This window comes from Bradyrhizobium sp. 31Argb (assembly GCF_043638955.1).
GTDB lineage: Bacteria > Pseudomonadota > Alphaproteobacteria > Rhizobiales > Xanthobacteraceae > Bradyrhizobium.
This window is the reverse complement of record NZ_JBEGDB010000001.1, coordinates 1-12,665: the sequence shown is the minus strand read 5'-3', so window position 1 is coordinate 12,665 and position 12,665 is coordinate 1. Positions and strand designations below refer to the sequence as shown.

General features: G+C 64.0%; 10 protein-coding genes. 6 read left to right on the top strand and 4 right to left on the bottom strand.

Annotated features, from left to right (window positions below; genetic code table 11):
• Positions 1–91: 91 nt before the first annotated feature.
• Positions 92–2,566 carry an ATP-dependent helicase HrpB gene (gene hrpB / locus AAFX91_RS00050; protein WP_394565159.1) on the bottom strand — a complete coding sequence of 825 codons (2,475 nt, stop codon included), beginning with the start codon at positions 2,564–2,566 and terminating at the stop codon, positions 92–94.
• Positions 2,567–2,686: 120 nt separating this feature from the next.
• A complete protein-coding gene (locus AAFX91_RS00045; RefSeq protein WP_130582092.1) occupies positions 2,687–4,003 on the bottom strand; it encodes a UDP-glucose/GDP-mannose dehydrogenase family protein in 1,317 nt (438 codons plus the stop codon).
• Between the two features lie 179 nt (positions 4,004–4,182).
• Between AAFX91_RS00045 and AAFX91_RS00040 the strand changes: the two genes are divergently transcribed.
• From AAFX91_RS00040 to AAFX91_RS00030, 3 genes are all read left to right on the top strand, one after another.
• A complete protein-coding gene (locus AAFX91_RS00040; protein ID WP_394565158.1) occupies positions 4,183–5,247 on the top strand; it encodes an acyltransferase family protein in 1,065 nt (354 codons plus the stop codon).
• Positions 5,248–5,436: 189 nt separating this feature from the next.
• Complete coding sequence (polA, locus tag AAFX91_RS00035) at positions 5,437–8,478, top strand: DNA polymerase I (protein ID WP_394565157.1); 3,042 nt, start codon at positions 5,437–5,439, stop codon at positions 8,476–8,478.
• Positions 8,479–8,594: 116 nt separating this feature from the next.
• A complete protein-coding gene (locus AAFX91_RS00030) occupies positions 8,595–9,227 on the top strand; it encodes a LysE family translocator (RefSeq protein WP_282532524.1) in 633 nt (210 codons plus the stop codon).
• Positions 9,228–9,340: 113 nt separating this feature from the next.
• Here the strand turns inward: AAFX91_RS00030 and AAFX91_RS00025 are convergent, their stop codons facing one another.
• Entirely contained in the window at positions 9,341–9,967 is a 627-nt protein-coding gene (locus AAFX91_RS00025; protein ID WP_394565156.1) for a glutathione S-transferase family protein, read from the bottom strand.
• A gap of 190 nt (positions 9,968–10,157) precedes the next feature.
• On the opposite strand from AAFX91_RS00025, the gene pyrE reads away from it, so the two are divergent.
• Both pyrE and AAFX91_RS00015 read left to right on the top strand, forming a co-directional pair.
• Complete coding sequence (pyrE, locus tag AAFX91_RS00020) at positions 10,158–10,721, top strand: orotate phosphoribosyltransferase (RefSeq protein WP_394565155.1); 564 nt, start codon at positions 10,158–10,160, stop codon at positions 10,719–10,721.
• 281 nt (positions 10,722–11,002) lie between these two features.
• Positions 11,003–11,767 carry a DUF2865 domain-containing protein gene (locus AAFX91_RS00015; RefSeq protein WP_394565154.1) on the top strand — a complete coding sequence of 255 codons (765 nt, stop codon included), beginning with the start codon at positions 11,003–11,005 and terminating at the stop codon, positions 11,765–11,767.
• A 19-nt stretch (positions 11,768–11,786) separates the two neighbouring features.
• On the opposite strand, the gene AAFX91_RS00010 is transcribed toward AAFX91_RS00015, so the two are convergent.
• Positions 11,787–12,218 (bottom strand): hypothetical protein, encoded by a 432-nt coding sequence (locus tag AAFX91_RS00010; protein WP_130582097.1) that lies wholly within the window; start codon positions 12,216–12,218, stop codon positions 11,787–11,789.
• Between the two features lie 167 nt (positions 12,219–12,385).
• On the opposite strand from AAFX91_RS00010, the gene AAFX91_RS00005 reads away from it, so the two are divergent.
• Positions 12,386–12,556, top strand: a complete 171-nt coding sequence (locus tag AAFX91_RS00005) for an RNA polymerase sigma factor region1.1 domain-containing protein (RefSeq protein WP_130582098.1) — start codon at positions 12,386–12,388, stop codon at positions 12,554–12,556.
• Positions 12,557–12,665: the final 109 nt, after the last annotated feature.

Sequence of the window (12,665 nt, the reverse complement as noted above, 5' to 3'; positions counted from 1 at the left end):
AGTCGCGACCGACAGCGGCGATGGAGCCTGCCATTTTCGCGAAAAGGATGAGTGAAGCGTTAACGGCAAGCGGCAATCGCAGGGGTGCGGATTACGTCCCGCGCGGCTTGGCCCGGCGCGTCGGCACGGCGGTGGCCGGGTCTTCCGGCCAGGGGTGCTTCGGGTAGCGCCCGCGCAGATCGGCGCGGACCGCGGCGTAGCTGCCGCGCCAGAAGCCCGGCAGATCCCGTGTCACCTGCACCGGGCGCTGCGCCGGCGAGAGCAATTCCAGCACCAGCGGCACGGCGCCCTTGGCGATCGACGGATGGGTGTTGAGCCCGAACAACTCCTGCAGCCGGACCGCGATGGTCGGGCCCTGCTCGGCCTCGTAGTCGATCGCAAGCTGGGTGCCGGTCGGCGCCTCGAAATGGGTCGGCGCATCCTGCTCCAGCCGGGCACGCAGATTCCAGGGCAACAGCACCATCAGCGCATCCGAGAGATCGCCGGCCAAGAACTCCTTCAGCGAGGTCTTGTCGTAAAGCGCCGGCACCAGCCAGGCCTCACGCTCCCGCGCCAGCGCCTCGTCCGACAGATCCGGCCAGCTATCGCCTTCGGCCTTGCGCAGGAACATCACGCGGTCACGCCATTGCTTCAGGTTTTTCGACCACGGCAGCTTGTCGAGACCTGCGGCGATCAAGCCGTCGGCGAGCACGCGTGCGGTCTCCGCGGAGGGTGACAGCGCCAGCGGCGCTTCCGAGAGCGTGATCGCGTGCAACGTGCGCTTGCGCCGTGCGCGCAGCGCCACCGCACTGCGGTCGAACGAAATGTCTTCCGTGGTCTCGATCTCACTTGCGAAACGCAGCTCGATCTCTTCCGGCGTAATCGGCGCCGCCAACAAAATCCGGCCGCTCGCCGCCGTGCCGGTCAACTCTCCGACCGCGATATAGGATGAACGCGCAAGTGAAGACGTCTGCTCGACGCTGGCGCCGCGGCCGTTGGCGAGCACAAAGCTGCCATTGCCGCGGTTGCGGGCGACTCGATCGGGAAAGGCGAAGGCCAGCATCGTGCCGGTGGAGAGCTCGCCCGTGGCCTCGGACGTTTTCGGCGAAGTCACCTGCGAGGCCCAGCGCTGCGCGAGGCTGCGCGCGCTCGAGGCGCGCTGCGAGCGGTCGCGACGGAACTGATCGAGCCTGACATCGAGATCGACGCTGTCGCCGCCTAGCCCGCGTTCGGTGAGCACCGCTGCGATCTCTGCGGCTCCTGCCGCCGCGCCAAACCGCGCCGAATCCACGATCATGCGGGCGAGCCGCGGCGGCAGCGCCAGTGCGCGCAGGCTATGGCCCTCCGCCGTGATCCGGCCGTCGACATCGAGCGCGCCGAGTTCGCGCAGCAGCACGCTTGCTTCGTTCCAGGCAGGCGCGGGCGGCGGATCAAGGAAAGCAAGGCCGGAAGCGTCGCTTACGCCCCATTGCGCGAGGTCGAGCACCAGCGAGGACAGGTCGGCGGAGAGAATCTCGGGCTGCGTGTAAGGGGCAAGCGAGGCTGTCTGCGGCTCGTCCCAGAGCCGGTAACAGACGCCGGGCTCGGTACGGCCGGCACGGCCGCGACGCTGGTCGACCGCGGCGCGCGAAGCGCGCACGGTTTCCAGGCGCGTCAGGGCGATGTCGGGCTCATAGCGCGGCACGCGCGACATGCCGGAATCCACGACAATCCGGACACCCTCGATGGTCAGCGAGGTCTCGGCGATCGAGGTCGCCAGCACCACCTTGCGGTAACCTTTGGGCGCCGGCGCGATGGCGCGATCCTGGACGCTGGCGTCGAGCGCGCCGAACAGCGGCACGATTTCGATCGCGGCGTCATGGATGCGCTCTTCGAGAAAATTCTGCGTGCGGCGGATCTCGGCGGCGCCCGGCAGGAACGCCAGCACCGAGCCGGGGTCGGCACGAAGGGCAGTCGCGATCGCGTCCGCCATCTGCCGTTCCAGCGGAACGTCCACTTTGCGGCCGAGATAGCGTGTCTCGACCGGAAAGGCGCGGCCTTCACTCTCCACGACGGGAGCATCACCAAGCAGCTTTGCGACACGGGCGCCGTCGAGCGTTGCCGACATCACGAGCAGGCGAAGATCCTCGCGCAAGCCCTGTTGCGCATCACGCGCCAGCGCAAGCCCCAAATCGGCATCAAGCGAACGCTCATGAAATTCATCGAACAGGACTGCGGCAATGCCAGCGAGTTCGGGATCGTTGAGGATCTGGCGCGAGAAGATGCCTTCGGTGACGACCTCGATGCGGGTTGCGCGCGATACTTTCGAACCGAAGCGGACGCGATAGCCGACGGTCTCGCCGACCCGCTCGCCAAGCGTCTGCGCCATCCGCTCTGCACTGGCGCGGGCCGCGATTCGCCGCGGCTCCAGCACGATGATCTTCTTGCCCTCGGTCCAGGGCTCGTCGAGCAGCGCCAGCGGCACCCGCGTGGTCTTGCCGGCGCCGGGCGGCGCGACGAGCACGACCGTGTTCTTCGCGGCAAGCGTCGTCGCGAGCTCGGGGAGCACTGCGTCGATTGGAAGTGGGGTGTCGAAATGACGGGGCACGGTCTCACTACCTCGTCATGCCCGGGCTTGTCCCGGGCATCCACGTCTCTCTTGTCAAAAAGGAGAAAACAGAACGTGGATGGCCGGGACAAGCCCGGCCATGACGAAAGGTAATGTTCATCAAACCAGCGGTTCGGGTGCGCGGCCAACGCTCTCATAGCTGAAGCCGTGCGCGGCCATGTCCTCAGGGCGGTAGATGTTCCGCAGGTCGACCACGACCGGCTGCCGCAACAGGCTCTTCAGCCGCTCCAGGTCGAGCGTGCGGTACTGCACCCACTCGGTGACGACGACCATGGCATCGGCGCCGGTCACGCATTCATAGGGATCATCGCAATATTCGATATCCGGCAGCTCCTTGCGCGCCTGCTCGATGCCGACAGGATCATGGGCCCGCACTTTCGCGCCCATGTCCAAGAGGCCGGTGACGATCGGGATCGACGGCGCCTCCCGCATGTCGTCGGTCTCCGGCTTGAAGGTAAGGCCGAGCACGGCGACCGTCTTGCCGCGCAAATTGCCGGCGAGGTTGACGACCTTGCGTGCCATCGCGCGCTTGCGGTTGTCGTTGACGCCGAGCACGGCCTCCACGATTCGCAGATTCACATCGTGGTCCTGCGCGATCTTGATCAGCGCGCGGGTGTCCTTGGGGAAGCAGGAGCCGCCGAAGCCGGGGCCGGCATGCAGGAACTTGGAGCCGATGCGGTTGTCGAGCCCGATGCCGCGCGCGACTTCCTGGACGTCGGCGCCGACCTTTTCGGAGAGATCGGCGATCTCGTTGATGAAGGTGATCTTGGTCGCGAGGAATGCGTTCGCGGCGTATTTGATCAGCTCCGCCGTCCGCCGCGCCGTGTACATCAGCGGCGCCTGATTGAGTGACAGCGGCCGGTAGACATCGCCGAGCACTTTCCGCGCGCGCTCATCGGAAGTGCCGACCACGATGCGGTCCGGGAACTTGAAGTCGCGGATCGCGGCGCCCTCGCGCAGGAATTCCGGATTGGAGGCGACCGCAACATCGGCGGCCGGATTGGCTTCGCGGATCAGGCGCTCGACCTCGTCGCCGGTGCCGACCGGCACGGTCGATTTGGTCACCACCACCGTGAAGCCTTTGAGCGCACCGGCGATCTCGCGGGCGGCGGCATAGACGTAAGAGAGATCGGCATGGCCGTCGCCGCGGCGCGACGGTGTGCCGACCGCGATGAAGACCGCGTCGGCTTCGGCGACCGGGTCCTTCAGATCCGTTGTGAAGTCGAGCCGCCTGGCCTTCACATTGGAAGCAACGAGGGCGTCCAGCCCCGGCTCGAAGATCGGGATTTCGCCGCGGCGAAGGGCGTTGATCTTCTCGACATCCTTGTCCACGCAGGTGACGTGGTGTCCGAAATCCGCAAAACACGCGCCGGACACCAGTCCCACATAACCCGTGCCAATCATGGCGATGCGCATGAAACCACCCGCTTGCTATCGTTAACGATTCCGCAACTCCGGTCAGCGTCTTAGAACATTTGCCCGCCAGGAGGAAACGGCAAAAAACAGGCACGAGCGGCATGTCATTTGTATGAATAAAGGCGATAGCAACCGATCCGGCCGAAGATGCGCCAAATGCGCGCCGAAACAGGACAGTCATGACCGCAAACGGGACAACCTCCGCGAGCCTGCGTTCCGCCGCATCGCCGGACGGGCGCGTCGATTGGGTGGACTACGCCAAGGGCATCTGCATCGTCATGGTCGTGATGATGCATTCGGTCCTGGGAGTGGAGGCCGCCGCCGGCGAGACTGGCTTCATGCATGCGGTCGTGATGTTCGCAAAGCCGTTCCGGATGCCGGATTTCTTCCTGATTTCGGGCCTGTTCCTCTCGCTCGTGATCGACCGTGACTGGCGTACCTATCTCGATCGCAAGGTCGTCCACTTCGCCTATTTCTATGTGCTGTGGGTGACGATCCAGTTCGCGTTCAAGGCGCCGGCCTTTGCCGCCGAGACGAGCTGGAGCCATACCGGCTATCTCTATCTCGAATCCTTCATCGAGCCGTTCGGCACGCTGTGGTTCATCTATCTGCTGCCGATCTTCTTCGTCGTCACAAAACTGACACGCCATCTGCCGCCGCTCGCGATTCTGGCGCTGGCCGCCGGACTTGAGATGGCACATGTGGTGACCGGCTGGACCGTGATCGACGAGTTCTGCGCGCGCTTCGTCTATTTCTATGCCGGCTATCTCTTTGCGCCCTACGTCTTCAAATTGTCGAACCGCGCCCGCTCCGCGCCGATGTTGGCGCTGACCGGGCTCGCGCTATGGGTGCTGGTCAACGGCGGACTGGTGATCGCGGGAGTGAGCGAATGGCCGCTCGTCTCGCTGGCACTGGGATTTGCGGGCGCGTTTGCCATCGTCGTCACCGGGACGCTGCTGGCGCGGATGAAGTGGCTCACCGCCTTGCGCTTCTGCGGCGAGCATTCGATCGTGATCTATCTCGCCTTCTTCCTGCCGATGGTGATCGCCCGCGTCGGCCTCTTGCGCAGCGGCGTGATCCACGACATCGGTCTGATCTCGCTGCTCGTCACCATCACCGGCCTCATTGGCTCGCTCGTGATCTGGCGCGTGGCGCTCGCACTCCGTGCCAACTTCCTGTTCGAGCGCCCCGCCACGTTCTGGATCGCACCGAAGAAAGCAGCAGTATTGCAGGCCGCGGAGTAGCACACCGCCGTCATTGCCCGGCTTGGCCGGGCAATCCAGTATGCGGCGACCTCTCCGCATGCCTCGACCGCTCTGGAATACTGGATCATCCGCCTTCGCGGATGATGACAGCGGGGATAGCCGTGTCAGCGGACCAAAATTCCGCACCTCAAGGCTGTCATTTGCTGCAAAAATCCCTAAATTTCGGCCATGCCGAAATCAGCCTCCAAGACCTCAGCCAAGACAGAACCCAAAGCCGCCCCCAAGCCCGTTGCCGCCAAGGCTCCGGCCAAGGGCCACCATGTGTTCCTGGTCGACGGTTCCTCCTACATCTTCCGCGCCTACCACGCGCTGCCGCCGCTGAACCGCAAGTCCGACGGGCTGCAGGTCAATGCCGTGCTCGGCTTCTGCAACATGCTATGGAAGCTCTTGCGCGAGATGCCCGAGGACAACCGGCCGACCCATCTCGCCATCGTCTTCGACAAGTCCGAGATCACCTTCCGCAACAAGATCTATCCCGACTACAAGGCGCACCGGCCGCCGGCGCCCGACGACCTGATCCCACAATTCGCGCTGATCCGCGAGGCGGTGCGCGCCTTCGACCTGCCCTGCCTGGAACAGGTCGGCTTTGAGGCGGACGACCTCATCGCGACCTATGTCCGGATCGCCGCCGAGCGCGGCGCGAGCGCGACGATCGTGTCCTCCGACAAGGACCTGATGCAGCTCGTGACAGACGGCATCACCATGTACGACACCATGAAGGATCGCCGTATCGGCATTCCAGAGGTGATCGAGAAGTTCGGCGTGCCGCCGGAAAAGGTGGTCGAGGTGCAGGCCCTGGCCGGCGATTCCACCGATAACGTGCCGGGCGTCCCCGGCATTGGCGTCAAGACCGCGGCGCAGCTCATCATCGAATATGGCGATCTCGAATCCCTGCTCACCCGCGCCGGCGAGATCAAGCAGCCGAAGCGGCGCGAGGCGCTGGTCGAGAATGCCGAGAAGGCGCGTATTTCGAGGCAGCTCGTGCTGCTCGACGACAAGGTCGAGCTCGAAGTGCCGCTCGACGATCTTGCCGTGCATGAGCTCGATCCGCGCCGGCTGATCGCCTTCCTGAAGGCGATGGAGTTTTCGACGCTGACCCGCCGCGTCGCCGAATACGGGCAGATCGACCCGTCCGATATCGAGCCCGATCCCGGCAACAAGAGCGGCGCGAGCGTGTTTACACCATTGCCGCCCTCGGGCGTCGAGCCCGCGCCGGGTCCCGGCGGGTCCGTGCAGCCCGCGCCTGCCGCCAAGGAGCGCAATAAGCCCGCCGGCAAGGAGGACAAGGGCTCGAGCCTCAAGGGCACGCCGATTGTGCTCGCGGAAGCACGCGCCGAGGCCGCGCGCAAGACGAAAATCGATCGCAGCAAATACCAGACCATCAAGAGCCTCGATCAGCTCAACGCGTTGATCGCGCGAATTCACGATACCGGCCATGTCGCGGTCCAGGCGAAGGCGAATTCGATCGATCCGATGCAGGCGGAAATCTCTGGCATCGCGCTGGCGCTCGGCCCGGATGACGCCGCCTACATCCCGCTCGCCCACAAGCAGGCGGGCGGCGGCAGCGGGCTGTTCGACGCAGGCCTGGCACCGGACCAGATCAAGTTCGAGCAGGCGATCGAAGCCTTGCGGCCGATCTTGGAGTCGCAGGGCATCCTGAAGGTCAGCTTCGACGTCAAGTTCAACGCGGTGATGCTGGCGCAAGCCGGCATCACGCTGCGCAACTTTGACGATGCGCAGTTGATCTCCTACGTGCTCGATGCCGGGCGCGGGTCACATGCACTGGAATCGCTGGCCGAGCGCTGGCTCGGGCACGCCGTGATCGCCGAGAACGAACTCGTCGGCAGCGGCAAGAACAAGCTGACGTTTGACCAGGTCGCGATCGACAAGGCGACCGAGCACTGCGCCGAGAGCGCCGACGTGATCCTACGGCTGTGGCGCGTATTGAAGCCGCGCCTGGTCGCGGAGCGGATGGCGACCGTCTATGAGACGCTGGAGCGGCCGCTGGTTTCGGTGCTCGCGCGGATGGAGCGGCGCGGCATCTCGATCGACCGCCAGGTGCTGTCGCGGCTGTCAGGCGATTTCGCCCAGACCGCGGCGCGCGTCGAGGCCGAGATCCAGCAGATCGCGGGCGAGCCGATCAATGTCGGCAGCCCGAAGCAGATCGGCGACATCCTGTTCGGCAAGATGGGACTGCCCGGCGGCACCAAGACCAAGACCGGAGCGTGGTCGACGACGGCGCAGGTGCTGGACGACCTCGCCGAGCAGGGCTACGAATTCCCGAAGAAGATCCTGGAGTGGCGGCAGGTCTCGAAGCTGAAATCGACCTATACCGACGCGCTGCCGACCTACGTCAATCCGCAGACCCACCGCGTCCACACCACCTATGCGCTGGCGGCGACCACGACGGGCCGGCTGTCGTCGAACGAACCGAACCTGCAGAACATCCCCGTGCGTACCGAGGACGGCAGGAAGATCCGCCGCGCCTTTGTCGCGACGCCCGGGCACAAGCTGGTATCGGCTGATTATTCGCAGATCGAGCTGCGCCTGCTCGCGGAAATCGCCGACATCCCCGTGCTGAAGCAGGCGTTCCGCGACGGCCTCGACATTCACGCCATGACCGCATCCGAAATGTTCGGCGTGCCGATCAAGGACATGCCGAGCGAAGTGCGCCGCCGCGCCAAGGCGATCAATTTCGGCATCATCTACGGCATCTCGGCCTTCGGCCTCGCCAACCAGCTCGGCATCGCGCGTGAAGAGGCTTCCGCTTACATCAGGAAATATTTCGAGCGCTTCCCGGGCATCCGCGCCTATATGGACGAGACCAAGGATTTCTGCCGCCGCAATGGCTATGTCACCACGCTGTTCGGCCGCAAATGCTACTACCCTGATATCAAGGCCAGCAACGCCTCGGTCCGCGCCTTCAACGAGCGCGCCGCGATCAACGCCCGCCTGCAGGGCTCCGCCGCCGACATCATCCGCCGCGCCATGACCCGCATCGAAGGAGTGCTCGCCGAGAAGAAGCTTTCAGCGCAGATGCTCTTGCAGGTGCATGACGAACTGATCTTCGAGGTCCCCGACGAGGAAGTCGCTGCGACCCTGCCCGTCGTGCAGCATGTGATGCAGGACGCGCCATTCCCGGCCGTGATCCTGTCGCTGCCGCTGCAGGTCGACGCCCGCGCCGCCAACAATTGGGACGAGGCGCATTGAGCTCTCTCCGTCGTCGCCCGTCCGGACGACGACAGCAAAAATGCTCTCGGAGCAATTGCGCAATGGAATCGCGGCACGACGCACGTTAGAAACGTGCATCCTCCCGCGAGTTCCTGATGCCCCACACCTCCGCTTTGCTCGGTTTTGCGCTGCTCTCGTTCGGCATGGTGCTGACGCCGGGGCCGAACATGATCTACCTGATTTCGCGTTCGATCACACAGGGACCGGCGGCGGGGATTGTGTCCCTCGGCGGGGTGGCGCTCGGCTTCGTGTTCTACATGCTATCAGCGGCGTTCGGCATCACGGCGCTGTTGTTCGCGATTCCCTATGCCTATGACGCGCTGCGCTTTGCCGGCGCGGCCTATCTGTTGTGGCTGGCGTGGCAGGCGCTGAAGCCCGGCGGGCGCTCGCCGTTCCAGGTGAAGAAGCTGCAGGTCGACAGCCCCCGGAAGCTGTTCGCGATGGGATTTGTTACCAACCTGCTGAATCCGAAGATCGCGATGCTCTATCTGGCGCTGCTGCCGCAGTTCATCGATCCCACAGGCAGCGTTCTGACGCAGTCGCTCGCGCTCGGCGCGATCCAGATCGCGATCAGCGTCAGCGTGAATGCGATGATCGCGCTCGCCGCCGGCTCGATCGCGCTGTTCCTCGGCACGCGGCCGGCGTGGCTGCTGCTGCAACGCTGGCTGATGGGGACCGTGCTGGCGGGGCTTGCGATGAAGATGGCGTTCGAGGCGAGGAGAGCGTGAGTTCTCGCTCGTCATGCGCGGGCTTGACCCGCGCATCCATCGTCTGCAGCAGCAGACAAGGGATAATTTACGAAGAGGATGGATTGCCGGGTCAAGCCCGGCAATGACGAAACCTAATCCAGCTTCGCTTCCATCCCGCCCTTCACGCCTGGACGAGCCATCAGCTTGTTGTACCAGCGCTCGACATTGGGGAAATCGCCGAGATTGACCTTGTGGCGCGGGTGGCGCCAGGCCCAGCCGAGGATGGCGAAATCGGCGACCGACAGATCGTCGGCGACGAAGTCGCGGCCTTCGAGCCGGCGGTTCAGCACGCCGTAGAGGCGAAGCGTCTCGGTCATAAAGCGCTTCAGGCCATAGGCGCGGTCATGCTCGTTCTCGAGCGCGATGAAATGGTGCACCTGACCTGGCATCGGCCCAAAACCGCCCATCTGCCACATCAGCCATTCATAGACCGGGATGCGCTCGATCAAGGGCTTGGGCAGGAACTTTCCGGTCTTCTCGCCGAGATAGAGCAGGATCGCCCCCGATTCGAATACGCTGACCCGCTTGCCGCCGGGGCCGTCCGGGTCGACGATTGCGGGAATCTTGTTGTTCGGGCTGATTTCGAGGAAGGCCGGCGCCATCTGCTCGCCCTTGGTGATGTTCACCGGGAACACCTGGTAAGGCAGCCCCATCTCCTCCAGCGCAACCGAGATTTTGCGGCCATTCGGCGTGTTCCAGGTGTGCAGCTCGATGGTCATTTTCGCTTCCCCCACAATCGTTTGAGGCATCCCTAGCGCGGAACCGGACACCGTTACAACCAGCCTTTGCGAATATGGATCCGCGCCACATGCGACGCGGGGCGTTGTTGACGGGAACCTTTCGGCGCTGGAATCTCGCCACGACCGCCGATAGATTGCGCGCCACCGTAAACGACCCGGAAAGCCGCCTTTGTCCAAATCAGCCGCCCGCGCCCGCCTCGCCGAGATCATCCGTAAGCGCTCTTTCGGGCGCGGCGAGATCACGCTGGCCTCGGGCCGCAAGAGCGATTTCTATTTCAACCTCAAGCCGACGATGCTGGATCCCGAGGGCGCCGCATTGCTCGCCGAGCTCACTTATGAAGCGCTGAAGGACGACAATCTCGATTTCGTCGGTGGGTTGGAGATGGGCGCCGTGCCGCTCGCGGGCGCGATCGCGCAGCTCTCCTGGATCAAGGGCCATCCGATCGCGGCCTTCTTCGTGCGCAAGAAGCCGAAGGAACATGGCGCGAAGCTTGCGGTCGAGGGACTTGCCAAAGGCGAGACGCTGCAGGGCAAGCGCATCGTGATCGTCGAGGATGTCACCACCACCGGCGGCTCGGCGATGAAGGCGGTGGAAGCCGTGCGCGAGGCCGGCGGCGACGTCGCGCTGGTCTTCACCATGGTCGACCGCGAGGAAGGCGCAACAGAAACGTTCGCGGAAGCCGGCCTGCCGTTCCGCTCGTTGTACAAAGCGGGCGAGTTCCTGAAGAGCTAGAGCACGATCCGGAAAAGTGGGAACCGGTTTTCCGAAAAGATCATGCTCAAAAAAGCTAGAGCGGGATGACGATTCGAAGAATAGTCATCCCGCTCTAGTGTTGCCGCATCGGCACACCGCGCGAGATTGCGCTCATCTCCATAGTTCTTCCGCAATCAACTGCTCGTTTACCATCCCACATTAGGGTGAATCGCGCGGAGACGACGTCTCGGCTCTGTTGGCTCTGTCGGGTGGAGTTGGCGTTGCGTAGAGGGTTTGCTGATAGTCGCGTGCGGCGCCACGTGACACTCGTTGCCGCAACCGTTGTGGGCGCGCTGACGCTCGCGCCCGCGCAAGTCTCGGCGGAAGGGCTGCTCGATTTCTTCTTCGGCGGCGGGCAGAAGCAGCAGTCGCGACAGGGCCAGCCACAACCCAATTTCTTTGATCCGTTCGGCCTCAACCAGCAGCAACAGCCGCAGGCTGCGCCCGCGCCGCGCGTTGCCGGTTCCGGCCCGGCCTTTTGCGTCAGAAGCTGCGACGGCAAATATTTCCCGCTGAGCTTGCGCGGCAGCGCGACACCGGTTCAGCTCTGCCAGGCGTTCTGTCCGGCGACTACCACCAAGGTTTATTACGGTGGCAGCATCGACTACGCGACCTCGTCGGCCGGCGAACGCTATGCCGACAGTGAGAACGCCTTCGCCTACCGCAAGTCATTGCGCGCAGACTGCACCTGCAACGGCCGCGATCCCGCCGGCCTCGCGCCGGTCGACCTCACGCTCGATACCTCACTTCGCGCCGGCGACGTGGTCGCCACCACCGATGGCCTGGTTGCCTATACCGGCGTCCGGGTCGGCAACAACCAGAGCGCCGACTTCACGCCGGTCGCGTCCTACCCCGGTCTCACCGCCGAACTCCGTGCCCGGCTCGGCGAGATGAAGGTCGCGCCGGTCGCGGCCGAAACGGTCGGCGAAGCGCCGCAGCCGGACACGAGCCATGACGGCGCACCGCCGGTCACCGTCGTGCCGAAATCAGCCGCGCCGAAGGCGAAGCGGGCGGAGATCAATTAGTCTACCGTCATTGCGAACTTCACCGCCCGACGATCACCCCGATGACATTCGGCGCGGCGCGATATTTCTCCTCGATCGCCGCACGCGCTGCGGCACGGTTTTCCGGCGTCAGCAGTCCGCGCTTTTCAGCGAGGATCATCCAGCAATAGCCCCACCAGTCCGTCAGCATGCCCTGGTCGTCGACGAGGTCATAGCCCTGCTCGGCGGCAAAGATGCGCGCATGCGCTTCGTCGAGCGAATCGAGCCAGGCGTGATCCGCGGGTGAGAACAAGTCGTCGCTGATGTCGTCGATGGTGTAACCCCAGATCGACATGCAGACCGCGTTGAACTCGCGGTCGATCTGGTCGTCATCGACCCATTGGCGGCGGGACGCCTGATGCAGGCGCGACAGCGAGCGCGCAAAGTCGGCGATGCGGGTGAGCGCGAATTGATCGAAGGCAATAGTGGACATGTAGTCCTCGCGGGAACGGACAGGCCATAGATGTTGTGTCGGCGATGCCGCCGAATCAGAATGATATCAAATACTTGCTAAAATGTTCTTAATTTGTTCCGAGACGTCCGAAAGCCTGATACGTTCTTGTCCCTAGGTAGAGGCGCAATTTCCCGAGAGCGCGAAAAATGGCGTTGCAGGACATCATCCGCCAAGCAATCGAGCTTGGCCGGCCGACAGGTTTCATCACCTTCGATCAACTCAGCGAGTTGTGCCCAATAGAGGTTGAGCCGGAGGATATTGAAGCTCTCATGGCAGCTTTGAGGAATGCAGGAATCGATCTCGTTGAGAGCGAGTGATCATTGTGGACCGGATAGAGTGGAACTGATGTTGCTCTAGGCCGTGTGGACAGTTACCTTATCCAGAGCAGAGTGGCGGCAATGGCGACGACGGCGAAGTAGTTTCGCG